This is a genomic window from Mesorhizobium argentiipisi (SeqCode), assembly GCF_037179585.1.
GTDB classification, from domain to species: Bacteria; Pseudomonadota; Alphaproteobacteria; order Rhizobiales; family Rhizobiaceae; genus Mesorhizobium; species Mesorhizobium argentiipisi.
In genome coordinates this window covers 1-21,700 of sequence record NZ_JAPYKO010000010.1, presented here as the reverse complement: position 1 = coordinate 21,700, position 21,700 = coordinate 1, and the positions used below count along the sequence as shown (strand labels likewise).

The following is a 21,700-nucleotide window of genomic DNA, read 5'->3' as shown; positions in this document are numbered from 1 at the left end:
GCTTATGGCGCGCGATATAGACCTAATTGCAGTTGGGGTCGAGTGTCGGGTCGCATTTGCCCTCGATCTGCTTCAGCGTGTCATCGCCATGCGTGTTGGCAAGCGTCTTGAGCGCCGCCGAATTCGTCGGCGCCTTGACGCTGCCGCCCTTGGCGAGCTGCGCCTGCTGCTCGGCCTTGAGCCGGGCGAGGTTCGCCGCGGTCTCCTCCTTGGTGAGCTGCTTGGCGGCCACCTTCGGCGGGATATTGAGGTTGGGATAGGACCCGGTGTCCTTCGGGCCTTCAGTCAGCGCCGTAGGCGCCGTATTGTTCGGGCTGGTACTGGTGCAGCCGCCGGCGGGCAACAGCACGCTTACCAACCCCGCCACCATCGCCATGCGGCAAATAGAACCCGGCCTGAGAAAAAAAGTCCCGCCAACATTAATCGTCATATTGTTTTCCTGGCAGCCGGGTTACAGCGAATTGGACCCGGTCAGATGTCCCATGGTAATATGTCAAGAAAACGCTCCGGGAGGAACCCCGCGCACCATGTCCAAAGCTCCCGATTCGGACAAAGCGGAAAATGGCGGACCTTCGGCCATCGAGCAATATCTGGTGAAGGACCCCGAGCGTTTCGCCTTGAACATGGCCCGCATGATCGAGCAGGCCGGCAAGGCAGCTTCCGCCTGGACCGAACCGCGCGAGAAGGGCGAGGTGCGCGATCATGTCGCCGAACCGGTGGTCGACATGGTCAAGACCTTCTCCAAGCTGTCGGAGTACTGGCTGGGCGATCCGCAGCGCGCGCTCGAAGCGCAGACGCGGCTCTTCGCCGGCTATATGACGGTCTGGGCGAACGCCATCCAGAAGGTCAACCCCAACGCCGAGGCGCCGCAGGACGCGGTTCAGCCCGAGCGCGGCGACAAACGCTTCCAGGACCCCGAATGGGGCCGCAACGCCTTCTTCGACTTCTTGAAGCAGGCCTATCTCGTCACCTCGCGCTGGGCGAACGAGCTCGTCGAGCATGCCGAGGGCCTGGACGAGCACACCCGCCATAAGGCGAGCTTCTACGTCAAGCAGGTGTCGAACGCGATCGCGCCGTCGAACTTCATCCTGACCAATCCGGAGCTGTTTCGCGAAACGGTTGCCTCGAACGGCGAAAACCTGGTGCGCGGCATGAAGATGCTGGCGGAGGACATCGCCGCCGGCCGCGGCGACCTGAAGCTGCGCCAGGCCGACTACACGCCCTTCGAAATCGGCAAGAACATCGCCACCACGCCCGGCAAGGTCATCGGCCGCAGCGATGTCGCCGAGATCATCCAATATGATGCGGTGACGGAGACGGTGCTGAAGCGGCCGCTGCTGATTTGCCCGCCATGGATCAACAAATTCTATATCCTCGACCTCAACCCGCAGAAATCCTTCATCCGCTGGGCGATCGAGCAGGGCCACACAGTCTTCGTCATCTCCTGGATCAACCCCGACGAGCGCCACGGCGCCAAGGGCTGGGAGGCCTATATCCGCGAAGGCCTGCAATTCGGCCTCGATATGGTGCAGAAGGCCACCGGCGAAAAAGAGGTCAACGTCATCGGCTACTGCGTCGGCGGCACGCTTCTCGCGGCTGCGCTGGCGCTGTTGGCGCAGGAAGGCGACTACCGCATCAAATCGGCGACCTTTTTCGCCACCCAGGTCGACTTCACCTATGCCGGCGACCTCAAGGTCTTCGTCGACGAGGACCAGGTCGCTGCCGTCGAGCGCTCGATGAGCGAGAAGGGCTATCTCGAAGGCACCAAGATGGCGACCGCCTTCAACATGTTGCGCTCGGGCGACCTGATCTGGCCCTATGTCATCAACAACTACATGCGCGGCAAGGAGCCTCTGCCCTTCGACCTGCTTTACTGGAATGCCGATTCCACGCGCATGGCGGCGGCCAACCACTCCTTCTACCTGCGCAACTGCTATCTCGAGAACAATCTCTCGCGCGGCACGATGGAACTTGCCAGCCGCACCGTCTCGCTGGCCGACATCACCATCCCGGTCTACAACCTGGCGACGAAAGAAGACCACATCGCGCCCGCGCTTTCGGTGTTCCGGGGATCGCAGTTTTTCGGCGGCGACGTCGAATATGTGATGGCGGGTTCGGGCCACATCGCCGGCGTGGTCAACCCGCCGGCGGCTAAGAAATACCAGTACTGGACCGGCGGCAAGCCGGTCGGGGATTTCAACGCGTGGCTTGCCGCCGCGCACGAGCATCAAGGCTCCTGGTGGACGCACTGGCAGCACTGGATCGAGAACCAGGACAACATTCGCGTGCCCGCCCGCAAACCCGGCAAGCGTATGAAAACCTTGGGAGATGCGCCGGGCACCTATGTCAAGGTGCGTGTGTAACGGACTGTAATGTCTGGTGAGTTGACGGGCCGCCAAAACAGGGCGAAATGGTGGCGTCAATCGTTTGGCGGCCTCAAATCACCTTCCGACGCAGATTAATTCCGAGGCTTGCAGATTCGACACATATCCCGTTCCGGTTGGGAACAGGAGGGTTTATCGCGGCGCGGTGCTGGAGTGGCGCGGCGATGACGAACCGACCGGGTACCGAGGGGGATTTTATTTTGAAATCAGCAGGTTGGCGTCTCGCACGAGGGGAAAGCCGTAGCATCGCGGCAGCGCTTTTCTCCGTGCTTCTGGCCTCCTGCACCTCGACCGGCGACCCGACGATGTCGGTGGTTTCGCCCGCTTACAATTCAACCGCCACCGAAATGAGCGCGACATCCGCCGTAAAGGCCGCAACCGCGGCCGATTCGTCGCTGCAGGCGTCCGCGCCGGCCGAAGCGGCATCGACCGTGATGAGCGAGGGCGATACGCCTTTGCCCCAGAAGGTCGCCTATGTGCCGGAGACGCGGCCGCAAGCCGCCTTCCCAGCCGTCGCCGTCCCGGCGGACTCCGCTGCGATTGCCGGCCGCACGCCGCAACCGCTGGTTCAGCAGGCGCAAACGGCCGAACAGACGCAAACCGTCGCCCAGCAGGTCGCCGCCGGCGATGCCGCCGCCATTGCCTCGAAGGCGCAGGCGACCACGCAGGCCATGAGCAACGGCGTCTATGTAACCGCCGGCGAGCCCGCGCAGCCGCAGATCGCCGCGCCGAAGAAGAGCCTGTTCGCCTCGTTGTTCAGCACCACGCCGGCTTCGGCCGCTCCCGCGCCCCTGATCAACAACGCGCGTTCCGGCGAGCAGTCCGCCGCGCAGGCCAAGACCACGCCGCCGCCGGCCAAGCCGATCGTGACGCTGGCCTCGGCGACATCGGGCGACAAACCGGTGCAGCTCGCGTCGATCGACAATCCGGCCAATCACATCACCGGCGCCGATGCCCTGCCCGGCGTGCGCCAGACCGCGCTGTTCGAGATCAAGCGCAAGTCCGGCATCGACGACGAGAGCGACGTCGACCTCAACGAGGATGAGGGCGGTTCCTACCAGGTGGCGTCGGCCGCCGGCATGGCCAGGCTCGCGCCCAACGGTCTTCTGAAACAGAACGAAAGCGTCGACGTCGCCTGCCTCAAGCCGTCGCTGGTGCGGGTGCTGAAGACGATCGAGGGCCATTTCGGCCGCAAGATGGTCGTCACCTCCGGCTACCGCGACCCCTCGCGCAATCGTCGCGCCAACGGTGCCAAGAACTCGCTGCACATGTACTGCGCCGCCGCTGACATCCAGGTGCCTGGCGTGTCGAAGTGGGAGTTGGCGAACTATGTCCGCTCGATGCCCGGCCGCGGCGGCGTCGGCACCTATTGCCACACCGAATCCGTCCATATCGACGTCGGCCCCGAGCGCGACTGGAACTGGCGCTGCCGTCGCCGCAGCGGTGGTGGCGAGGACGGCTGAGCCCGCCTGCCCTTCGTCCGCCCAAGTGTTTTTTGTCAAACCCCAGGCGTTTAACAGCGTTGTGAAAAAAGTTGTCGCATGTGGCCGCCGATGGGTTGCCGGTTGGCAACAACGCAATTATAAGCCGCTTCGTCTGAGCGCGCCCATCGTCTAGCGGTTAGGACACCGCCCTTTCACGGCGGTAACAGGGGTTCGATTCCCCTTGGGCGTACCAGGCTTTTCAAGACCTTAGCTGAATATTTTTTGTTTCTGTCCAATTTCTGGCCAATATCCACTCGAATCGCGGGGAATAGAATTCGAGATGATTGCTCTGTTCGGCCGGGACTGCAGTCCTGTCGCGTGGCTGCACGACAGCGGGAATATCTTCGACCAGGATTTGAAATTCGTTGCGCTTGTCCGAGGTGGGAACGTTTTCAGGGCCTTCGATGTAGCTTGGCTCGGCCCGGTAGACCATACGACCCTGATGGACCGAACCGGACTACCGGTCACGTTCGGCAACGGCTACGCGCCAAAGAGCCGACTGGCTCCTTTGGAGCCCGTGCAGCCGCTGAAACCCTTGAAGCCGCTGCAGCCTCTCAGACCTCTGCCACCACCTACGCCTTTGGTGCCTCTGGTTCCACTCGGTGGGTGGTCAGCCTTGGACTTTGACGAATACCTTCGATCGTAAAAAGGCCCGGAAAGCCGAAGCCGCCGGGCCAATGAAAATGAGCCAAGAACGGGAGCATTCTCCTCCCGCTTCCGCCGTTCGTCAACCGAACCCCTTCGCCGCCCAATAGTGCGCGCGGAGGTCCATGGCGTCGGGATCGAGTGGCAAAGTTGGAATCTGCACCTTTGCCTCGATCTCCCGCACGATGTCGCCCGATGGCAGCCGCCTTGCGTTCTCGCGTAGCTTCTTCTCTGGCTTGGCGGCAGGGCCTCGGCCGTCAGGCTCCCGCCCATCGACATGCTCGCACACGTCGGCGATGTCCTCGCCCTTGCGCCAGCCGGTCCCGATCCCGACAAAGCCAAGCTCGGGCTCGCCGTCGTCGGTTAGCCAGCGGCCTTCCTCTACCTTGCCGGCGAGCGTCTGGTCGACATGCTCGGTCCAGCCCAGCTCCGGCTCTTTGTCGTCCTGACCCCAGGAAAGGCGCGCCTGGCTGTTTTCATTCTGCCAGCCAAGCGAATCCTCCAATTCGCTCTCGTCGACCTCGCGGTCTTCACAGGCGCTGCCGCGGGCATCCATGATGAAGCTGCTGATTACCCTTGGGCCGTTCCCTGTCCAGCCGAGCCAAGGTTCGGCGTCATCGCCGTCCTCGAGGTCGCAGTCGGGCGAGAGATCGTCCAGCATGTCGATTAAGGCTTCGATCGATCCGGCGAGCGACTTGCGACTGGTGCGGTCGATCTGCAGGGTGAGCAGTCCGGGTTCGGCAAATTGCTCAGGCTGAGCGCTTTGCGCGGCGACATAGGCCTCAGCCTTTTTGGTGAGTTCGAGGTCGCTCATGATGCCGCCCCATCGATATCGGCGACAAGGCTTTTGAGCAGTTCATCGTCCTCGTATGTGCCCTGCCAAGTTTCATTGACGCGAAGCTTGACCTTCATTCCGACCAGCGAGCTGGCGCGTGTGGTCAGGATCTCGCGGGCGATAGCCGCGGCGGCCTCAGTCAATCGGGCCTGTTTCAATTCAGCCTCAAGCATGTCGTCGTGAAAGTGCCCTTGGCCCGTGCTCTGGAATAGCCCTTCAAGCTCCTCGACCCTATCGGCCGCAGCATCCATCGAGGCGTATGCTGCCTTGAATTCGGCATCGAGGCGAAAGAGTTTTTCGTCGCTCATGACAGCCTCCGCTGCACGAGCAGGATGCGGCCGGAAAAGCGGCCGATGATGATTACCCGGTCAGCGGGCATAGCTCCGCCGGCTGCCGGAACGGTGGTGTTCGGCATCGTATTGCTCCATGAGCATCGTTGATGTAACGTCATGCAAATTAAATGACTTCGGCGCTAAGTCAATACAATTTGAATGAAGTTGGAGCAGATGACGATCACAGCAGGGCAGTTGAGGGCCGCCCGCGGCCTCATTGGTTGGTCGCAACAGGATCTCGCCGACAAGGCTGAAGTAGGCCGTGCGACGATCGCCGACTTCGAAGCGGGGAAGCGTGCGCCCTACGCCACCACGTTAGCGCGCATGCAAGAGACGCTGATCGCGGCCGGCGTCGAGTTCATTCCAGAGAACGGCGGTGGCGCCGGTGTGAGGCTGCGGAAGAACGGTGGCCAAGACGGTGGCGGCTGACAGGCTACTGCGACCGCTCCACCGCAAACGTTGGCGCATCATCGCCTTCACCAGCTTGGAGAAAATCCACCACGGCAGAATGAAGTCGTTCGGCGACGATCCTGTTCATCGCAAGGTCAATCTTGCCGCTGTCAGTCTCTAGGTGAAGCAGTCCGATTAGCGGCTCTACTGAAAGCGAGGTCGTCTCGGCGGCGAGAAGTTTGACGAATCCGCTCTTGCCAGGCTTATGTTTCATGCTCCACCTCCATCGGACGCAAATCCTGCCGGCCACTCGATGAAATCGCCAAGCGCGCCCTTGCGGGAGCCGGCTTTCGTGTTGTTTGGCGTCAAGCGACGCGATTGGCCTGGAAGTATTTTAGCGTCGACGGAGTGGTAAACGGCGACGCTGCTACCCCAGCACACAGCCGCACGAAGTGCCGCGTTCCAAAGTCCTGCTTCGCAATGAAATAGCCTTTGTCAACCATCCGCGAAATGCCCGTGGAGAGCCTCATATCGGGCTTGCGATAGTAGACGTAGCTCGGCCCTGTGATGAATTCATGCTCGCCCCCGTCGAACTCACAGGTCGCGTCATGCTTGATGTTCGGACGAATACTGCAAATTGAAATCAAGAGGTGCTGACCATCTCCGCACCGCTGAGTCACTACGACGAAAAGGTGCTTCAAGTTGCCCGGGCCGGAGGGAATCAAGAGCGTTCCCTGTGGGTACGGAGCATAGCTCATCCTTGAAAAGACAAGGCCTTCGCTAGTTTCCGGCGCTCATCGATCTGCTGGCTCAGAGCTTTGGCATCTGGCTTACCCAGCACCCGGAAAATTCTTTCATAGGGAATATCGTAGGACGATCCGTCCGGATCCTCCCATTCAGGAACGTTTTTCTTTTCGTGTGTCCAGTCCCTGATCGCGTACTTATCGAACCCGCCAAATTTCCCCCATAGATAATCGAGTACATCTATCTCTGCGGGGCTCAGGTCTTCAAGAGATGCAAAATCCACCCCTTCCCTTACGCTGACATCAAACCCCTTGCGTGGGGAAACGTAGCGTTGCCAGGCATCTGCCTCGAGACGTCCATCAACAAAGTTATTCGTTATGGATGTCACCGGGCCGTCTGGCATGGACACCAGCCGGTCGTAAAACATCGGCTCGTCGTGCCGGTTCATAAATTCACGATCGGCGAGGTAGAGCAACTTCGCCAACTTCAGCACATTGATCTTGCCGCCGGACTTGAGCGCGAAGTAGGCAACTGCCTGAGCCGCCTTGGCGGCGTCATATCCTGGCAGTAGCATCGTCATTTCGCTCCATCTCTTCGGCATCACAGCCGAAGAGTCTCCCCCGAGCCTCGAATCGAACTGTATGCCCAATGCCATACCCACACAATATGGTGCCATTGTGCAGTGCGGCAACCAGTACGGCCACGGTCTTCATCCTGACACCATAGCCTGAAGGAACAGTTTCGAAGGGGAGTCCCGCCAGCGCGCGTTTCCTCTAGCCGCTTTCTTACGCCGCCCTTGCCTCGATCGCCTTCTGACTGGCTTCCCTGGCCAGCGCCATGCACTGGAGAGCCATTGACCGGGACAGGCCTTGCTGCTTCTCAACCCACAGGCCAAAATGCCCGCGCGGCAGAGTTTCCTTCATGTGCATCAGCCAGCACCCGACCTTGAGCTTGATCTCGGCCGACCAGCGGCCTCCAGGAAGCGTCACGACGTCGTTGTCGGCCGGCTCCGGGTCCGGTGGCGCCATTAGCGCAAGATAAGCCCAGTGGACGGCCTGCTGCCTATCCAGAGGCAGCTTGGCGAACTGGCGAACCGTCATGCCGCAGCCAAAGGCCAAGACCGCGGTGTGGCGCTTCTCGCCCCGCATTCGGCCCAGGCGACGGTATTGCCATTCGTTCGGCAGGCGATAGGTGCCGACGCCATCGACCTCGATCTCTGTCATGCCCGCGCCTCCTCGGTGAGTGAGCGGATCATGCATAAGTCGCGGCTTATCGGCAAGACAGCCGGTTAACCTATTCGGTGGAACGCAGCGCACCCCAACTTGCTTGTGCCCTCAACTTGCGCGATTCTGATCCGTGGGGGTGGTGGCTTGGGGAAGCACCACGATGACATTTGTTGATTACTACGAGCTGCTGGAGATCAGCCCGAGGGCGACGCCAGAAACGATCGAGCGTATCTTCCGCTACTTCGCTAAACGCTACCACCCGGACAATCGGGAGACTGGCGACGAACGGCGCTTTAGCGATCTTGTCGAGGCGCACAACACGCTCAAAGATCCTGCCAGCCGCGCCCAGTACGACATCCATTACGGAGAGTACTTAGGCCATCAGCGTGAGACGGCTCAGGAAGCCAGCGACCCACGGGTGGTCGAGAAGGACACGATCGTTCAGGACAGGGTGCTCTCTTTGCTCTGCATGAAGCGCCGGCAAGACGTCAACAATCCGGGTATCGGCGACGAAGAGCTCGAACGTCTGTCGGGCTGTTCGCGCGAGCACCTCGAATTCCACCTGTGGTATCTAAAGGCAAAGGGTTTCATAGGAAGGACCGAGAACGGGACGTTCGCCATCACAGTGCAAGGCATTGATCGCGCCTACTCGGAACGGCAGGAATCTAGGCCGGTCGCTACAAGACTGCTGGAAAGCACGGCCAGCTAACATTCAACTAGTCGCGGTTTATCGGCAAGCGTCATGCTCGCAAGCGCTGTTCGGCGCCGCGGGAGAGAATGCTGATTTCGGCTTCGGTCAGTGTGATCTGATAGCGCTGTTTGGAATGCTTCGAGTAGATGTCGTCAGCAACAATCGAGACGGTCACATCGCCGTTTTCGTCGATCTGCACATCCTCGATCCGCAGCGGCGCTGAGTATATGCATTTCGGTGATCCTGACTTCCGCGCAGGCTGAGCAGACAATCGCATGTGAACGCTGTCTTGGGTTAACAAGTCGTCGAGAAGATACTTTACGAATTCGTAAGGTCGCAAATCGTTCGTTCGCATGACGGTGTGCTTTGGCGAGTATTGCTATGGTTCTGCTGCCTGTGCGGGCTCTCCCTCAAGAGCCCCACGGTCGGCCCGGCAGCCATCCTGAGCTGGCCTGCCGGGCCGGTAGCCTCACGGGCAGATGGCCTTCGACGCGCAACGGGCGAGATTGAGCAAAACCCGGTGGAACCATCAAAAGTATATCTATCTATGGCGCGCCGCTAATTTACCCTCGTCTGCAGCCGACTCAACCACCCTAACCCGAGTCGGTTAGGCCCGGCGGTTCAACCAACGCAAAGCCCAAAGCGGAACTGTCGGGCCGCTAGGACTTCTAGCCCTTCCGCTGCTCTGGCGTCATCGCGTGGTTGGTGAACTGGAGGTTCCGGTCGTCGCGGCCGGCGGCGCGGCACTCGTGGCAGTAGATCACTTTCACCAGATCCCAATGCAGGCAGCCGTGGTCTGGCCCGAGCCGCTTCACCAGTTCGGCAACGTCGAGCAGCGCGGTGCGCCTGCATGTGAGGCAACAGACCGACAGGCCCGTGCCGGCCGCGAGCTTCTTGCCAAGCGTGTCTTCAACGAAGGGATATTCCTTGCCCATGGCGATCTCCAGAGAGGTCGCCCCATCCGAGCGCGATATGGCGTTTGCATATCATCGTTGGCAAGAGGCAGGAGCAAATATCGTTCCTCCCTTCGAAGGATGATGTCAGCGGTACATCGCGCTAGTTTGCTGAGAGAAGATCGGCATTTCCTCTTCAGCCGATCGTTCCGGCACCCGTCGCTGACTGCGGATGTACCAGCGGCGACGGGAGCGGCGGCGCGATGAGTTCCATGCCCAACGGCTATTTGGCTTCGCTAATGGGTAAGGCCCTCATCCGCTTCGCCTTCCTCCGCTTCCTCAAGAGCCTCGAGTAGCGAGACGAAGTTGAGCGGCAATTCCGGATCGACTTCCAGCCCTAACAGCTTTTGTAACGCGCGGCGGTTTTGCTCGTCTCGGATCATCGAGCGAATGAATTCCGCGCCACCGTGGAGCCGCCTTTGTGCCATGGAGGTTCGTCCCCGAATTGGGTCCAACCCCATTAGCCGGGACAGGTTCCACTCCATTGTCAAAATGCACATGAGGGCGGGTCATCGGGCGCCGGCCCCGGCAAAGAAAACCCAGAATGAGGATTGAAAGAGCCCGCCTGCCATGGGTGCCAGGCGGGCTCTTTATCGGGCCTCCCTGCGGATTCGCATTTCCAGTGTGGGCCTGGTTGCGATGGACCCCACCCGACGCAGCGCGCGGATACAAGCAGCCTGTCCGCGAACCACCTTTTTGGTCAACTTTACGCCGGGTCCGATGTTCCATTAGCAAATGCTTGACTAAGCCACTGCCCGCTCCAGAGTCATCGCATGGCGAAGGGCTCTTTCAACATTGGCGATGAGGTCGCCATCACGGCCAAGGTGCGCAGACGGGTGACGGAAGACCGAGTGAGTGTGTCCATTCCGTCCTATGGCCAGCCGCATTCGATTGTCGATCGAACGTCGAAGGTGAAGCACGGCCAGGAAATCGAGCTTATCGGCGATGTTACCCGTGTCGATGAGGAAGCCGGCAAGGTGACCGTCAACCTGGGTATTCCTGTGACCGTGAAAGCTGAAACTCTCAGGCTGGTGACGCGCTACGTTCCGCCGAAGCGGAAGGTGCCGCTGATCGACAAGGCGACATAAAAAGAAAAACCGTCGGCCCGAGATTTGCGCTGTATGCTCCTGTTTTGAACAGCTTTTAACCGATTGCTAACGAAACTCTTGCCGCCCTTTGGTTGCGGGCTTATGCTTGGCGCACGGGGAAATAGCTGCGGCTAGTGGGGTGTGGAGGGCACTGCGATGCTTCGCGTCTTGCGTGAATTCTGGAGGGATCAGCGCGGCGTCGCGATGATTCTGGTCAGTGTGATGCTGCCGGTGCTTGTCGGCTTCGCGCTTCTTGCAGTCGACATGAGCCGCGCGAACGGGCTGCATGCAGATTTGCAGAAAGGCGTCGACGCGATTGCCCTTGCCGGCGCCGCGGAACTCGACGGCAGATCGGACAGCATCGTCCGCGCCAACAGCGCGATCAACAATCTCATCGCAAACCACACTCGGTTTTCGACCCTCGGCGACCACCAGATTGCCCGCGCCGACATTACGGTGACTTACTTGACTGGTATTCCCGCCAGCGACAACACGGCGCTTGGGGCCAACGGCGTCGATGCGAATGGCGTCAACTGGGCCAGCATCGATCCGACTGCAGTGAGCCTAGTCGTTGTCACCTTGAATGCATCGAGCGGCGGCACCTTCGAGAGCATTTTCCCGGTGAGCATGTCGAGCCGCAGTACGATGGATATACGGCCGCAAGCGGTTGCGGGCTTCAAGCAATCGATCTGCGAAACCGTGCCGCTCTTCATGTGCAACCCCTTCGAGACGGCGACGCCGGCAACCAGCCAGACCATCCAGCAGGCCTTTGCGTCGGGCAACACCTACGGTCGTGAGTTCCGGATTCTGAAGGTGGATTCGAATCCTGGTCCGGGCAATTTCGGTTTGATCGACAACAATCTTACATCCTTGCGCGATGCCATCGCCATGGGCACCGCCGGCACCTGCTACAGCCGAGACGCACTAACCACGAAGACCGGTGTGACCCTCGGGCAGGTGAACACCGGGCTCAACACCCGCTTCGACCTGTACAGCGGCTCTCTCTCCAAGAACAACAAGGATTGGAATTACCGGCCCGCCAGCAATGTCCGCAAAGGCCAGAAGACCGGCTGTAACAAATATGACCCGGTGACCGACAACACGGCGTTACCTCTTCCTCCCGGCGAGGGCTACAACGACACCTTGGGCAGATCGCTGCCGATGTCAGGCCAAGGCTTCTGGAGTAGCTACTGGTCCATCAACCACGGGACTGCCTATCCAAACGTGCCGAGCGCCACAAACCCGACAGGTTCCAAGACGGCTCCGGCATCGCGATATGACGTCTACAACTATGAGATCGCCAATAACCTGGTCGGCGACAAATCGAAGGCGCCGACAAAGGAGACAGGTAATCCATCCTGCTTCAAAGGTGACACACCCACCGCAGCGCCAGACCGCCGCTTGCTCAACATGGCAATCGTCAACTGCATAGCGAACCAGGCGAAGATCAACGGCCATATTCAGCTAAAGCCGGACGGCTATGTCAGCGTGTTCGTTAACACCCCAGTTCAGAAGCAGGACAATACGAAAGACCCGGAAGACCCATCAGCGGGCGAGAAACCCATCAGCATCGAGATCGTCGATGTCGATGGCAGTTTTGCGAACAACACTTTGGTCGACAAAGCCTTCAGAAACGAGGCGCAGTTGTACCGATGAGAGCAGGCCTGATCGCGGCCATGGTCATGTTTTCGGGGCCGTCAATCGCCGACGAAATGTCGATGGTTGATTGCAACATCCTCAGCAATTCGGCGTCGATAGGGGCACTGAAGCTTCGTGAGGCGATCGGCCTGGTCAAAGGCCAGGCGCTTCATGAGGTCATTCCCGTTTTGCCGGAAAGCGCCAAGGACGAGGCCAAGGATGTCGAGGATGCCCGGGTCGGTGTGGAGTCGGCGATCCGCGAATACATGATCTCTCTTGATGCTTTTTCGAAGGCGGTGAGGGACTGCGGAAACTAGACTGACAAAGGCATCTGCACGGCGAGCTCGTCGAATGACCATCCTTCCGCTCGTGATCAATCCGGGCTGGTATACTTACGTTCTCAACGAGAACGTCGATGAGATGCGCCCTGGCATCTATGAGTGGCATATAGCGGGCGTCGGAACGTACATAGGGAAGTACACCTGGATCAGCAGGCCTAAACGAGAGTACGAACGAAACGTGCTGAAGATACTGAACGGCCGTCCCTATCGGCCGCAAAAACCAACAGGCTTCAGACGGATCCATCGCGAACTGTTTGACGCCTATCGGAATGGTCGGCAGATCAGGCTGACAATTCTTGAAAACGTCGAGCCGGCGCTTCTCGCTAAGCGTGAGAGCGAATTGATTGCCGAGCGAGGAACTTTGAACGGTAGATGAGTCCAATGGAAGAGATGACGGATGAGCAGGAATCTGCGGCCAAAAGGTTCTCAGCCTCGCCTCGGAGATGACAGATGCACTTCAGCGCGCGAGAGATTTAGGCGTCCCCATGATCCTTCAGGTGGATGATCTCGTCATCGGCGAGATGGTGCATACGCAGGTGATTGCTCGGCTGCAGATAGAGTGAGAACCCGCTACGGTCCAAAGCTGGGTCGACACCTCCAACGAAGGTCTTCGACGCGGATAGCGTGAACGTGAAGTCGTCCGTTGTTGTCGCCTCGGTCGTTGCACTCCTCGTGGGCTTCGCGATCGTCCACGCTTCGCGGGCTGAATAAGTCGCGGCTTATCGGCAAGGGACGGCTGCTGCCTACGCGAAGCGAGGGAAGGCAGCGGTCGGCACACTGAAGCCGCTGTCTGACGCATAGCGTGCAACACCCTTGGTGATGCGGAGCTCGTCAATCCAGCCATTCAAAGGAGCAAGCGTGGTCTGGCCCGGCACTGTTCCAATGCCGAAAAGGCCGGTGCCGTCTCTCATGGTCTGAGTGTAGATAGTTTTCGCCACCATGTTCCCGTCGCGATAGATCCGGAAGTTGTTGAATTCATCGCGGTCTGCCGCAAGATGGTACCAAGTATCCACAGCGGGCGTCCACGCGACCTCGGTATCTCGCGTTGTGCTGGATGTGTCGTAGAATCTGAACTGCAAGCTCCCGGAGCTCAGCCAGAAAAACCACGAGCAATTGGTTACGGATGATCCCCACTGCCCGCAAAATGCTTCCGACGCGCTGAACCCTGTAGCGAAGCGGACAAACAATTCGACGGTGAAGGGCAGTGAGCCGAAAGTGAAGTCGGGGCTGTCTGGTGCCGTGATGGCATCGCCTGTGCCGTCGAAGAGGACTGAACTGGATCCGATCTTCGCTTGGGCTGTATCGATCTGGGCGTCGCCAACGAAGGTCAGCGTCTTTGGTGCCGCGCTCTGGTCTGTCGTCGTCGTCGCGCCATCCGCTCCCTCGAAGCCGCACAAAAGCACTGTTTTCGGAAAGAACGGATCGCCGGCCGCACCCTTGCGCCAATTTTTGCGATCGTTGAGCATTTCAGGGAGGAGCATCAGTGCGTCTCCTTTTCAGTGCAGCAGCAGCGCGCCGACGACGGCCAGCGATGCGAGGAAGGCGAGCAGCGGCATCATGCGGAGCCCTTCACGTTGAGCTGAGCCAACTGCCGCTCGCCCATCTCGTCGATCGAGGCGGCGAGGTCCGTGAAGAACAGCTCGACCCTGTGGCCAGGCAGGGCGAACCTGTGGATCGAGCCGTCAGGCCGATGGAACTGGAAGGCGAGGTATTTGCCATCCTCTGACGTTCCCAGCCAGTAGGAGACGAACTCGACATCTTCGAAGCTGCCGAACTGCGCCTTGAATTCAGCGCGGTTCTTCTCGACCACCGGAGCGAGCTCGGGCGGCGATTTCCACCATTTGCCAGGGTGCTTCTCATTAGCCATCAGGTGCCCCTCCTCGGCGAACGGCCAGCGCTGGCGCGCGCCGCCTTAAGAGAAACCTTTTGAAGCTGGTACGCGACATAGTCAGGCGCGATCAGGTCGATGACGTCGCGGGGGCCAAGGCCGAAATCCATCTTGACCAGCACCGTCTTGCCTGACGTGTTTTCTTGCTGGGGTGACGATGCTGCAGCCACCGCAAGCCCTCCGCCGGCGAAGCGCGGGATTGCGAGCGAGCGGCTGACGTTGTCGACGACACCGCCCATCCTGAACCCGCGCAGCCCCGAAAGGATGTCTCGGCCATAGTTCCAGGCATTGAGGGCATCGACGCCAATCCGCTGCACTGCCTCGGCCGTCATGATGTATTCGCCGTTGCTGAGCCAAGCCAGGATCGAATCCGACTTCGGGCCACCGGCGCCGCGCACATAGCCACCGCCGGCAAACCCGCCGTGGCCGCCGCCGCTGTCGCTTGAGCCAGATGCCTGCGCGCGGAGCTGCTGGGCTTGGGCGACTGCCGCCTGCAACGCCGAGATGATCGAGGCGATTTCGGTCCGGATCTGTGCGGCAAGGCTGCTGATGACCGAAGAAAGGTTACCGAAGCCGCCCTGGACGAGAGCACTGAGGCCGGAGAAGATGCCAGAGAAAACCCCAGGCAGCGCCTGGAACGGCTGCGCGAGGTTTGTTGCCGCCTGCTCTGCGCCGCTGGTATCGATGTCGGAAAGCGCGCTGTTGAGGCCACCAACGGCTTCTGACGCGGCATCTGGCATCTTCTGCACGTCGGTGATGACGCCGTCGACCGCAGTCTCCACCGCCGAGTTCAATCCGCCCCCAACGCCGTCGTCAGGGTTGAGCGCGGCCTTCAAGCCGGTGGCGGCTTCATCGGCCGCCGGCTTGATTTTCTGAACGTCGGAAACGACGCTATCGACCGCGCGGGAAGCGGCATCCGGCTTGATGGCGTCGGGGACAGCTTTGACCGAGTTCGCCACCTCCTGCGCGACGGTACGGACATGATCGCCCGCCGCCTGCGCACTGGTGGCCACACCGTCGAGCGCGGCCTTTGACTGGTCGGCCCTCCTCGCAACGCCGTCGACAACATCGAAAGTTTCCTTGGAGATGCTGCCGCCGGCGCCACCCCCTCGAAAGACCTGGATAGTGTGATCGAGATTCTTGACCTTGGTGTCCGCCCCATCAGCGGCAGCGCCAGTCTTGTCGAGGCCGGCCGCAGCGTCGGTGCCGAGAGCCTGGAAGCCAGCGCCAGCTTGCCGGGCCTGGAACTGCGCATCGGTGATCTTGTGGGTGAGCAGGTCGAGGAAGTCGGCCGAGGGCTTAATCTTCGTCTGCAGCTCGGTCGCCTTGTCGGTGAGGTGCACGAAGGCATCGGCTGCGGCGTTGAGTTCGGGATTGGCAGCACCGATCTCCTTCACCGCCTTGAGATAGGCGTCGAGACTGCCGCCCGCGGCAAAGTCACGGAGTGCTTGGCTGAACGGATTTTCCTTTGCCGGAGCCGCCGCGAGGTCGCGCAGGCGCTTCAACTCGGCTTCGAACGCCGGTACCAAATCCTGAAGGGCGGCGCGCTGTTGGATGATGAGACCGTTGCGGATCTCATCGGTCATGTTCTTGACGTTGTTGCTGGCCTTCGCATAGGCGCCAGCGACGCCCTCTACCAGCCCCTCATGGCGCTGTAGTGCCGCTGTAGCTGCGTCAGTGCGAGTGACCCAGATCGTGATACCGGCCGCAACCGCAGTTAGGGCAGCAACCCACGGATTGGCGAGCAGGAAGGTGCTCAACGCCGACAGCGATTTGATGGCAACGGCCCCGGCCTGGATAATTAGCTGAATGGCGCCAGCAGCGCGCGCGATTGCGAACGTTACCAGAAGCTCGCCGCCGGTGAGGCCGGCACCGCTGAGCGCGTTTATGGCCTTGGCCGCCAGGTCGGCGCCTGCGCGTATCTTCTCGAAAGCTGGGATTACCAGACCAGTGATGACCCGGCTGACGTCTTCGCCGAAGCCGACAATGCCGTCTCGCAGGGTGAGTATCCAGCGATTTGAGGTGACGTCGGAATCGCGGCCGGACAAAGCGGCGAAGAAGTCGGCCACCAGCACCTTCGCACGCGCCAAAGCATTGTTGGCGAAGTCGAGGACGGCGGCGCGGTTGCGTAGGATCAGATCGCGGAAGGCGTTGGCCCCCGTCGTGAAAGCTGGAACGAAGATCAGACCGATGCCACGCAGGACGCCACCTATGGCCTTCTGAAGCTCATTGAGTGCGTCATTGAACTTCGCGGCGGCTTTGATTTGGTCGTCTGTGAAAACGATGCCGAGCTCGGCGGCGCGAGCCTTGAATTCCTCAATTCCCGCGGCGCCCTGGTCCAGGAGAGGGATCAGTTTAGCACCGGCCTCCCCGAAGAGTTTGAGAGCCACCGAACTCTTGAACGCGCCGTCGGGGAGTCGCTGAAAGGCGGTCGCTACCTCAACCAGCAACTGCTCATTGGTCTTCAGCGACCCGTCGGCGTTCTTTACCGAGATGCCCAGGTCGTCAAACCCTGTTTTCATCTTGGCTGCGCCCGACTTCGCCTTATCGCCGGAGGCCTTCGAATTGTCACCGAAACGCGTGACTTCAATGTTCAAATCCTTGAAAACCTGTGTGGTGTAGCCAAGCCCTTTGACGATATCCTGCCCAGCCTGGCCGAATGATCCGCCGATTTTCTTCCCGCCTGCAGCGGCCTCATTTGCCGTCTTCTGCACCTGCTTCGAGAAGGTTCCCAACGCGGTGTTGAGCTGCTGCTGGCTGACGCCGACCGAGTCGGCCGCAAACTGCCACTCCTGATAGCTCTTCGCCGAAAGACCGGCCGCCTGTGCAGCCTTGCCGGCAGCATCCGCCGCTTCGGCTCCCGACTTTGCGAGGAAGAACAGGCTGGCGCCGACGGCATCGGCAGCGCCTTTAAGGACTGTGAGCGCGATGATCGAGCGCTTTGCGACGAGCTCGACCTGCGCGACTGCGTTGGCGATATTGTTGCCGATGCCGGCAAACTGCACCTTCTCAGCGGCATCCTGGATCGAGGCTAGGGCCTTCTCGCCTGTGCTGCCGAGCTTTTCCAACTCGGCCGTCATCGCCTCGCCGCCGAGAAGCTTGATCAGTACATTGATCGCGTTACGCTCAGCCATCGGTCAGCCTCCAAATCTAGCAAGTCGGTCGGGGAAAGACCCCATCAGGTACGAGGAGCCCGGCAGCTTGCTTTGCGCCGATGCATCGGCCGCGTTGAAGAGCCGCGTCGCCATCTCGACAGCGCGCTCGGCGGTGATATCGGGAAGCGTCAGCGCCAGATCGACGGCGCCCGCCAAATGCCGGCGGTTGTTCTCGCAAAGCCGGACAATGGCCGCGAAGCGCTCTCGCTCCTGCGCGGCACCGCGGAGCTTTCCCGCCTCGAGCCCCTCGGCGTAGCCGGCGTCGTAGGCCTCGCTGCTCTCGTCCACTTCGGATGTGATTGGTGCCATGGTGTGCTTCCCTCGCTCTACGGCCATCTCACCCAGCCGCCCTTAGCGATCGGGCGCTTCCTGTGCGTAGTTAGCTTGGCCTGGTTCGATGCAGCATCGGCCGCCTCCTTGGATAGGCGCTTAGCGCGGGCCTCGGCCACGTAGTCGCGGTCTTCTACCTCTCCCGCCTTCACCGCTCTGGTGCGCTCGGCGTAATACTCGGTGAGGGAAGCGCCAACGCTCTCCGAAACGGGTGTGTAGTGCCAGAGTTGGGGGCTGATCAGCACGGGTTGGCCCCATTGGTCGATCACGTAAGGCATCTTCAGTCCTCCAGTTCCAGGACACGGTGTTTCGCCGGCTTGCCGGTTCTCAGCTCTTCGCGCAGGAGCGCCCATTTTTCGGAAAGCCGCTGGCAGTCGGAGGCAACGATGGCGTCGATACGCCCGCGCTCCCGGGGATCGGTGGTGATCAGCGCCGGGAGTCCCTTCAGCATGCCCAGGAAGTCGTCGGACACTTCGTCGAACGACTGCAGCGCCTCGGTCATGGTGATATGGTCGGCGTCGAACTTCCGGATCCGCGACTGGATCATCTCCGCCTTCGCGGCGTTCAGCCGATCGCTGGTCGGATTGTTCCGGCGCTCGGCCGCCCCCTTCATCATCGCCCCATAGCTGGCGATCGCATCGCGCAGCACGTAGCGCCCGTCGTCGTTCGCAGAGAACCATCCTTCAGCCACGATTTGTCGGATGCGCCGAGTGGTGATCCCAAGCGTTTGAGCAAGCTCTTGCTGGCTGACAGCGTGCGTTGCGGCGTCGATTTTCATGCCGCCTCCGAGGAAGCGGAAGTGTGTTTTTCAATCGGCCAAAAATGCAGAAGGCGCGCGCGCAAGCTGTCCCGCTGTACCTGTCGCCATGCAACCGGAACCTTACATAGGGGTATGGGCACAACCTCAAGGTGGTGGCGGCCGACCGCTGTCCAGTTCAGTCGGCCGCCATTGGCTGCAATGCTGTGTCGATCGGCGCGCCCGCATCGAATCTCCACAACATCAGACAGCCGCACTACCGATCGGAAGGAGTGGCCAACCGATAGCGATGAACGGCTCCACCTCGCGAGTGACCCGCCGCTCATGTTCACGCTGCTTGCTCGCTGTTGTTGCTGGCATGGTCATCGGCGATGGGGATTAGCTCGACGACAGGCTGGCCAGCCTCAGCGGGTGGCGCCGGCTTCAGGGTCGCAAGCTCCTGCAGGCGAGCCAGGATCGAACGCGAGCTGTGGATACCAACTCGGAACTGGTCCCAGAAAGGGGGATCGCCACCGACTAGCCCGGGCAACTCGATCGAAGCGAGCGGTGTATGCAGCATAGCGCTACCGCGCGGGATGTAGGTCTTGCGGATGAAGCGGCGCTTCGCCACTCGGCTGCTGCCGACCTGGATGACGCCGTCGGGCGGCATGCCATTCCAGTTGGCTGCGTAATCCTTCTCGCGCTGGTCGGCTTCCGCCTGGCGGTCTTCTGCAAACGGGGTCACAGTGCCAGCGTGTACCCAGAGCGAAACTTCCTTCTCGCTGATGATCTTCTCGTCGGTGCCCGGCCGGCGGCGCACCACGATTTCTGCAGGAAGCAAGGGCGGCGCATCCGCGGGCAGTCGGCGGTTGGCTTCCTCAACAGCCACGTCGGCCTCCGCTAGGGTACGGATCAAGCTGACAAGACGCTTGGCAAGCTCGGGGTATTCCTTCCGAAGCATCTTGCCGGCGGCGTCTGACTTGGCCTTGGCAGCGTCATATCTGGCGCGCAGCTCGCTCTCGGTTGCTGCAGCCTTCGCCAACTCTAAACGCTTGGTGAGTTCCGTCTTGGCAGCGTAGGCGCGCTCAACGTCTCGGTTTGCTGACGCGATCTTCGCCTCGATCGCCTCGACGTCTTTGTCGGTGCCGTCCAACAGGACTCGGCGGCGCTCGACCTCAAGGTTCTCTGCCGCAGCCTCCAATCCCTCAATGTCGAGGGCGTCGAGCGTAGCCTGCAGCTGCTCAACGGTGTTGGACTGGCCACGCATGGACTTCAGGATTGCCTGCATATTCATCTGATTTCGCACCTTCAGGGCTGATCAATGCAGCCAAGGTGGCGGGCGAAACGCGACAAACGAAGTGGGAAAAACGCGACAAACGCGACAAACGCGACAAGGTTATCAGCGGATGCCCAGCCGCGCCTTCGTCTTGGAGATAGAGACGAGCCAGCCACCACCGTGTTTCCAGGCAAAGCACTCATCACGCTGGCACCAGGATCGGATCAGTTCCTTCGATTTGCCGAAGCGCTTCGCTGCTGTCGAAATCTCAATCCATTCCAGCCCGATGAGATCCGGTCGCCGCTCGGGCTCGGAAGGGATCGTTGGAGGCCGCACCGGCTCAGCTTTGGGGCCCGCGCCAACGTAACGGCGCAGCTCCGCCAATGCTGCGTCCGTTGTCGCCATCGCAGCTTCTACCGCGGCGACGTAGGCCTCGAGTTGGGGATCTGGAGGGCCGCCGGTCATGACCTCGCCCCCGGTCGATCCGTCGCAGGAACAAAACCCTCGAGCGCCGATTGGTTTCCTGAAGGGACCAGAAACCCGGAGTCGGGAAGATGGTCGAAATCTTTAGCTTTGAACTCGCGAAGGCCCGCCTGCGCGTCAATCGAGCCGAGCGCTCTCTCAACCGCTCGAATGAGTTGTTGGACCAAGGTGGCGGCAACGTCGCCGTGAACCTCTCCCTCTGCGATCGGATCAGATCCCAGCAACGACGAGTCGCCGAGGCACGAGAGCGACTGATGAAGCTCAATACCATTCCGCGCTATTGAGCAGCGACCGCCTTTCTGGTCGACGTCACACGTGAGGACCGTGGAGAGGCGCGCTGTCACTCGTCGCGGCCCTCTGGCCAGCGCCTCCACCATTCCCTTTCAAGGATTGACGCCACGAGGTCGCCGGCCGGTGTCCGCGGCGCGTTGTGCGCGGCCGCATGCTCCTGCAAGAATGCAGCCTCGGGCATTCGCTCTGCGGCTTCGGACAGGCAACCGAGAGCGGTTTCGATCCATGCAGCGGCAGAGCGGTAGGCGTTCATGCGCGCCTCCGCAGAGGCACGATGTGCGGCGGGTTGTTCGGCTGCTGCATGTGCCGCTCCCGCCACATGCGTTTGGCGACGCCGGGAATAGCGCTGATCACCTTTGCCGTCGGCCGAGCGGCGGCCCATGCAAAGAGATCGAGCTGGTCGGGGTGAACTTTCCTGCGCTTGGTCATGCCGCGAACTTCCTCTGCTGCTCGACCATGGCGGGCGTCAGGGTGCCAGCCATCATGTGCCGTCGTAGGACCTTCATCACGCCAGGCGAAAGTGCGTGGCCGGCCGCTAGCTTCTCCAGCAATCCGGTCGCTTCGGTTTCACTCGCCGGCACGGGATACGGAACATCATCAGGACTATTGGGGAGGGCAGAGCCAGCCTTGATAGGTTGGTCTCTCTCTTCAGAGCCTAGTTCTGTAGCCATCCGGCGAAGACCGCAGTCGTGCGTATCCGGCTGCCATGAGCCCCTGACCCACTGCGGTGCTGGGTCAAGGTTTCGATGGTGAGAGGCGATGATATTCTTCGAGGAGGAGTTTGACCTCC

At 60.8% G+C, this 21,700-nt stretch carries 31 protein-coding genes and 1 tRNA gene; 11 read left to right on the top strand and 21 right to left on the bottom strand.

Annotated features, from left to right (window positions below):
- Positions 1–22 precede the first annotated feature (22 nt).
- Entirely contained in the window at positions 23–430 is a 408-nt protein-coding gene (locus O7A05_RS15595) for a hypothetical protein (protein ID WP_337093957.1), read from the bottom strand.
- A gap of 97 nt (positions 431–527) precedes the next feature.
- On the opposite strand from O7A05_RS15595, the gene O7A05_RS15590 reads away from it, so the two are divergent.
- From O7A05_RS15590 to O7A05_RS34425, 4 genes are all read left to right on the top strand, one after another.
- Positions 528–2,363 carry a PHA/PHB synthase family protein gene (locus O7A05_RS15590; protein WP_337093956.1) on the top strand — a complete coding sequence of 612 codons (1,836 nt, stop codon included), beginning with the start codon at positions 528–530 and terminating at the stop codon, positions 2,361–2,363.
- A 326-nt stretch (positions 2,364–2,689) separates the two neighbouring features.
- Positions 2,690–3,847: a YcbK family protein gene (locus O7A05_RS15585; RefSeq protein ID WP_415927017.1), complete on the top strand. Its 1,158-nt coding sequence runs from the start codon at positions 2,690–2,692 to the stop codon at positions 3,845–3,847.
- Between the two features lie 139 nt (positions 3,848–3,986).
- Positions 3,987–4,061 (top strand) — tRNA-Glu (locus O7A05_RS15580).
- Between the two features lie 87 nt (positions 4,062–4,148).
- Positions 4,149–4,514, top strand: coding sequence for a 4-fold beta flower protein (locus O7A05_RS34425; RefSeq protein ID WP_415927015.1), 366 nt, complete (start codon positions 4,149–4,151; stop codon positions 4,512–4,514).
- Between the two features lie 81 nt (positions 4,515–4,595).
- On the opposite strand, the gene O7A05_RS15575 is transcribed toward O7A05_RS34425, so the two are convergent.
- Positions 4,596–5,327, bottom strand: coding sequence for a hypothetical protein (locus O7A05_RS15575; RefSeq protein ID WP_337093954.1), 732 nt, complete (start codon positions 5,325–5,327; stop codon positions 4,596–4,598).
- A complete protein-coding gene (locus tag O7A05_RS15570; RefSeq protein ID WP_337093953.1) occupies positions 5,324–5,656 on the bottom strand; it encodes a hypothetical protein in 333 nt (110 codons plus the stop codon). Before O7A05_RS15570 ends, O7A05_RS15575 begins: the two co-directional genes overlap by 4 nt.
- Positions 5,657–5,854: 198 nt before the next feature.
- Here O7A05_RS15570 and O7A05_RS15565 point away from each other — a divergent pair, with 198 nt between their 5' ends.
- Positions 5,855–6,109 (top strand): helix-turn-helix transcriptional regulator, encoded by a 255-nt coding sequence (locus O7A05_RS15565; protein WP_337093952.1) that lies wholly within the window; start codon positions 5,855–5,857, stop codon positions 6,107–6,109.
- A gap of 4 nt (positions 6,110–6,113) precedes the next feature.
- Here the strand turns inward: O7A05_RS15565 and O7A05_RS15560 are convergent, their stop codons facing one another.
- The 4 genes from O7A05_RS15560 to O7A05_RS15545 all read right to left on the bottom strand — a co-directional run bounded on the left by O7A05_RS15560 (position 6,114) and on the right by O7A05_RS15545 (position 8,037).
- Positions 6,114–6,344, bottom strand: a complete 231-nt coding sequence (locus tag O7A05_RS15560) for a hypothetical protein (RefSeq protein WP_337093951.1) — start codon at positions 6,342–6,344, stop codon at positions 6,114–6,116.
- A gap of 91 nt (positions 6,345–6,435) precedes the next feature.
- A complete protein-coding gene (locus O7A05_RS15555; RefSeq protein WP_337093950.1) occupies positions 6,436–6,795 on the bottom strand; it encodes a hypothetical protein in 360 nt (119 codons plus the stop codon).
- Positions 6,796–6,824: 29 nt separating this feature from the next.
- Complete coding sequence (locus tag O7A05_RS15550; RefSeq protein ID WP_337093949.1) at positions 6,825–7,394, bottom strand: Panacea domain-containing protein; 570 nt, start codon at positions 7,392–7,394, stop codon at positions 6,825–6,827.
- A 205-nt stretch (positions 7,395–7,599) separates the two neighbouring features.
- Entirely contained in the window at positions 7,600–8,037 is a 438-nt protein-coding gene (locus O7A05_RS15545) for a hypothetical protein (RefSeq protein WP_337093948.1), read from the bottom strand.
- A 163-nt stretch (positions 8,038–8,200) separates the two neighbouring features.
- Here O7A05_RS15545 and O7A05_RS15540 point away from each other — a divergent pair, with 163 nt between their 5' ends.
- Positions 8,201–8,749 carry a J domain-containing protein gene (locus tag O7A05_RS15540; RefSeq protein ID WP_337093947.1) on the top strand — a complete coding sequence of 183 codons (549 nt, stop codon included), beginning with the start codon at positions 8,201–8,203 and terminating at the stop codon, positions 8,747–8,749.
- Positions 8,750–8,780: 31 nt separating this feature from the next.
- Here the strand turns inward: O7A05_RS15540 and O7A05_RS15535 are convergent, their stop codons facing one another.
- From O7A05_RS15535 to O7A05_RS15525, 3 genes are all read right to left on the bottom strand, one after another.
- Complete coding sequence (locus O7A05_RS15535; RefSeq protein WP_337093946.1) at positions 8,781–8,930, bottom strand: hypothetical protein; 150 nt, start codon at positions 8,928–8,930, stop codon at positions 8,781–8,783.
- A gap of 469 nt (positions 8,931–9,399) precedes the next feature.
- Positions 9,400–9,666, bottom strand: coding sequence for a hypothetical protein (locus tag O7A05_RS15530; protein WP_337093945.1), 267 nt, complete (start codon positions 9,664–9,666; stop codon positions 9,400–9,402).
- A 254-nt stretch (positions 9,667–9,920) separates the two neighbouring features.
- Positions 9,921–10,112, bottom strand: a complete 192-nt coding sequence (locus O7A05_RS15525; protein ID WP_337093944.1) for a hypothetical protein — start codon at positions 10,110–10,112, stop codon at positions 9,921–9,923.
- Between the two features lie 345 nt (positions 10,113–10,457).
- Here O7A05_RS15525 and O7A05_RS15520 point away from each other — a divergent pair, with 345 nt between their 5' ends.
- From O7A05_RS15520 to O7A05_RS15505, 4 genes are all read left to right on the top strand, one after another.
- On the top strand, positions 10,458–10,772 hold the full coding sequence (locus O7A05_RS15520) for a transcription elongation factor Spt5 (RefSeq protein WP_337093943.1): 315 nt from the start codon (positions 10,458–10,460) through the stop codon (positions 10,770–10,772).
- 156 nt (positions 10,773–10,928) lie between these two features.
- Positions 10,929–12,428, top strand: coding sequence for a TadE/TadG family type IV pilus assembly protein (locus O7A05_RS15515; protein WP_337093942.1), 1,500 nt, complete (start codon positions 10,929–10,931; stop codon positions 12,426–12,428).
- Complete coding sequence (locus tag O7A05_RS15510; protein WP_337093941.1) at positions 12,425–12,727, top strand: hypothetical protein; 303 nt, start codon at positions 12,425–12,427, stop codon at positions 12,725–12,727. The genes O7A05_RS15515 and O7A05_RS15510 overlap by 4 nt, the downstream gene beginning before the upstream one ends.
- A gap of 34 nt (positions 12,728–12,761) precedes the next feature.
- Positions 12,762–13,127 (top strand): hypothetical protein, encoded by a 366-nt coding sequence (locus O7A05_RS15505; protein WP_337093940.1) that lies wholly within the window; start codon positions 12,762–12,764, stop codon positions 13,125–13,127.
- 367 nt (positions 13,128–13,494) lie between these two features.
- Here the strand turns inward: O7A05_RS15505 and O7A05_RS15500 are convergent, their stop codons facing one another.
- From O7A05_RS15500 to O7A05_RS15465, 8 genes are all read right to left on the bottom strand, one after another.
- A complete protein-coding gene (locus O7A05_RS15500) occupies positions 13,495–14,232 on the bottom strand; it encodes a LamG domain-containing protein (RefSeq protein ID WP_337093939.1) in 738 nt (245 codons plus the stop codon).
- A 74-nt stretch (positions 14,233–14,306) separates the two neighbouring features.
- Positions 14,307–14,618 carry a hypothetical protein gene (locus O7A05_RS15495; protein WP_337093938.1) on the bottom strand — a complete coding sequence of 104 codons (312 nt, stop codon included), beginning with the start codon at positions 14,616–14,618 and terminating at the stop codon, positions 14,307–14,309.
- Positions 14,618–17,353, bottom strand: a complete 2,736-nt coding sequence (locus tag O7A05_RS15490; protein ID WP_337093937.1) for a phage tail tape measure protein — start codon at positions 17,351–17,353, stop codon at positions 14,618–14,620. Before O7A05_RS15490 ends, O7A05_RS15495 begins: the two co-directional genes overlap by 1 nt.
- 423 nt (positions 17,354–17,776) lie before the next feature.
- Positions 17,777–18,103 (bottom strand): FliH/SctL family protein, encoded by a 327-nt coding sequence (locus O7A05_RS15485; protein ID WP_337093936.1) that lies wholly within the window; start codon positions 18,101–18,103, stop codon positions 17,777–17,779.
- 17 nt (positions 18,104–18,120) lie between these two features.
- Positions 18,121–18,402 (bottom strand): hypothetical protein, encoded by a 282-nt coding sequence (locus O7A05_RS15480; protein ID WP_337093935.1) that lies wholly within the window; start codon positions 18,400–18,402, stop codon positions 18,121–18,123.
- Between the two features lie 2 nt (positions 18,403–18,404).
- A complete protein-coding gene (locus tag O7A05_RS15475) occupies positions 18,405–18,902 on the bottom strand; it encodes a hypothetical protein (RefSeq protein ID WP_337093934.1) in 498 nt (165 codons plus the stop codon).
- A gap of 307 nt (positions 18,903–19,209) precedes the next feature.
- Positions 19,210–20,154, bottom strand: a complete 945-nt coding sequence (locus O7A05_RS15470; protein WP_337093933.1) for a hypothetical protein — start codon at positions 20,152–20,154, stop codon at positions 19,210–19,212.
- A 105-nt stretch (positions 20,155–20,259) separates the two neighbouring features.
- Complete coding sequence (locus tag O7A05_RS15465) at positions 20,260–20,601, bottom strand: hypothetical protein (protein WP_337093932.1); 342 nt, start codon at positions 20,599–20,601, stop codon at positions 20,260–20,262.
- 89 nt (positions 20,602–20,690) lie between these two features.
- Here O7A05_RS15465 and O7A05_RS15460 point away from each other — a divergent pair, with 89 nt between their 5' ends.
- A complete protein-coding gene (locus tag O7A05_RS15460) occupies positions 20,691–20,903 on the top strand; it encodes a hypothetical protein (protein WP_337093931.1) in 213 nt (70 codons plus the stop codon).
- A gap of 56 nt (positions 20,904–20,959) precedes the next feature.
- On the opposite strand, the gene O7A05_RS15455 is transcribed toward O7A05_RS15460, so the two are convergent.
- The 3 genes from O7A05_RS15455 to O7A05_RS15445 all read right to left on the bottom strand — a co-directional run.
- On the bottom strand, positions 20,960–21,163 hold the full coding sequence (locus tag O7A05_RS15455) for a hypothetical protein (RefSeq protein ID WP_337093930.1): 204 nt from the start codon (positions 21,161–21,163) through the stop codon (positions 20,960–20,962).
- Positions 21,160–21,339, bottom strand: coding sequence for a hypothetical protein (locus O7A05_RS15450; protein ID WP_337093929.1), 180 nt, complete (start codon positions 21,337–21,339; stop codon positions 21,160–21,162). The genes O7A05_RS15455 and O7A05_RS15450 overlap by 4 nt, the downstream gene beginning before the upstream one ends.
- A partial coding sequence (locus tag O7A05_RS15445; RefSeq protein WP_337093928.1) for a hypothetical protein occupies positions 21,336–21,700 on the bottom strand: 365 nt, incomplete at its 5' end. The genes O7A05_RS15445 and O7A05_RS15450, both read right to left, overlap by 4 nt.

Coding starts and splice junctions, on each gene's coding strand:
- O7A05_RS15575 (WP_337093954.1), bottom strand. CDS start 5,327: ATGAGCGACCTCGAACTCACCAAAAAGGCTGAGGCCTATGTCGCCGCG.
- O7A05_RS15530 (WP_337093945.1), bottom strand. CDS start 9,666: ATGGGCAAGGAATATCCCTTCGTTGAAGACACGCTTGGCAAGAAGCTC.
- O7A05_RS15565 (WP_337093952.1), top strand. CDS start 5,855: ATGACGATCACAGCAGGGCAGTTGAGGGCCGCCCGCGGCCTCATTGGT.
- O7A05_RS34425 (WP_415927015.1), top strand. CDS start 4,149: ATGATTGCTCTGTTCGGCCGGGACTGCAGTCCTGTCGCGTGGCTGCAC.
- O7A05_RS15450 (WP_337093929.1), bottom strand. CDS start 21,339: ATGACCAAGCGCAGGAAAGTTCACCCCGACCAGCTCGATCTCTTTGCA.
- O7A05_RS15495 (WP_337093938.1), bottom strand. CDS start 14,618: ATGGCTAATGAGAAGCACCCTGGCAAATGGTGGAAATCGCCGCCCGAG.
- O7A05_RS15540 (WP_337093947.1), top strand. CDS start 8,201: ATGACATTTGTTGATTACTACGAGCTGCTGGAGATCAGCCCGAGGGCG.
- O7A05_RS15595 (WP_337093957.1), bottom strand. CDS start 430: ATGACGATTAATGTTGGCGGGACTTTTTTTCTCAGGCCGGGTTCTATT.
- O7A05_RS15480 (WP_337093935.1), bottom strand. CDS start 18,402: ATGCCTTACGTGATCGACCAATGGGGCCAACCCGTGCTGATCAGCCCC.
- O7A05_RS15570 (WP_337093953.1), bottom strand. CDS start 5,656: ATGAGCGACGAAAAACTCTTTCGCCTCGATGCCGAATTCAAGGCAGCA.
- O7A05_RS15515 (WP_337093942.1), top strand. CDS start 10,929: ATGCTTCGCGTCTTGCGTGAATTCTGGAGGGATCAGCGCGGCGTCGCG.
- O7A05_RS15510 (WP_337093941.1), top strand. CDS start 12,425: ATGAGAGCAGGCCTGATCGCGGCCATGGTCATGTTTTCGGGGCCGTCA.
- O7A05_RS15485 (WP_337093936.1), bottom strand. CDS start 18,103: ATGGCACCAATCACATCCGAAGTGGACGAGAGCAGCGAGGCCTACGAC.
- O7A05_RS15560 (WP_337093951.1), bottom strand. CDS start 6,344: ATGAAACATAAGCCTGGCAAGAGCGGATTCGTCAAACTTCTCGCCGCC.
- O7A05_RS15475 (WP_337093934.1), bottom strand. CDS start 18,902: ATGAAAATCGACGCCGCAACGCACGCTGTCAGCCAGCAAGAGCTTGCT.
- O7A05_RS15520 (WP_337093943.1), top strand. CDS start 10,458: ATGGCGAAGGGCTCTTTCAACATTGGCGATGAGGTCGCCATCACGGCC.
- O7A05_RS15525 (WP_337093944.1), bottom strand. CDS start 10,112: ATGGCACAAAGGCGGCTCCACGGTGGCGCGGAATTCATTCGCTCGATG.
- O7A05_RS15550 (WP_337093949.1), bottom strand. CDS start 7,394: ATGACGATGCTACTGCCAGGATATGACGCCGCCAAGGCGGCTCAGGCA.
- O7A05_RS15455 (WP_337093930.1), bottom strand. CDS start 21,163: ATGAACGCCTACCGCTCTGCCGCTGCATGGATCGAAACCGCTCTCGGT.
- O7A05_RS15505 (WP_337093940.1), top strand. CDS start 12,762: ATGACCATCCTTCCGCTCGTGATCAATCCGGGCTGGTATACTTACGTT.
- O7A05_RS15585 (WP_415927017.1), top strand. CDS start 2,690: ATGTCGGTGGTTTCGCCCGCTTACAATTCAACCGCCACCGAAATGAGC.
- O7A05_RS15465 (WP_337093932.1), bottom strand. CDS start 20,601: ATGACCGGCGGCCCTCCAGATCCCCAACTCGAGGCCTACGTCGCCGCG.
- O7A05_RS15545 (WP_337093948.1), bottom strand. CDS start 8,037: ATGACAGAGATCGAGGTCGATGGCGTCGGCACCTATCGCCTGCCGAAC.
- O7A05_RS15500 (WP_337093939.1), bottom strand. CDS start 14,232: ATGCTCCTCCCTGAAATGCTCAACGATCGCAAAAATTGGCGCAAGGGT.
- O7A05_RS15460 (WP_337093931.1), top strand. CDS start 20,691: ATGGTCGAAATCTTTAGCTTTGAACTCGCGAAGGCCCGCCTGCGCGTC.
- O7A05_RS15470 (WP_337093933.1), bottom strand. CDS start 20,154: ATGAATATGCAGGCAATCCTGAAGTCCATGCGTGGCCAGTCCAACACC.
- O7A05_RS15590 (WP_337093956.1), top strand. CDS start 528: ATGTCCAAAGCTCCCGATTCGGACAAAGCGGAAAATGGCGGACCTTCG.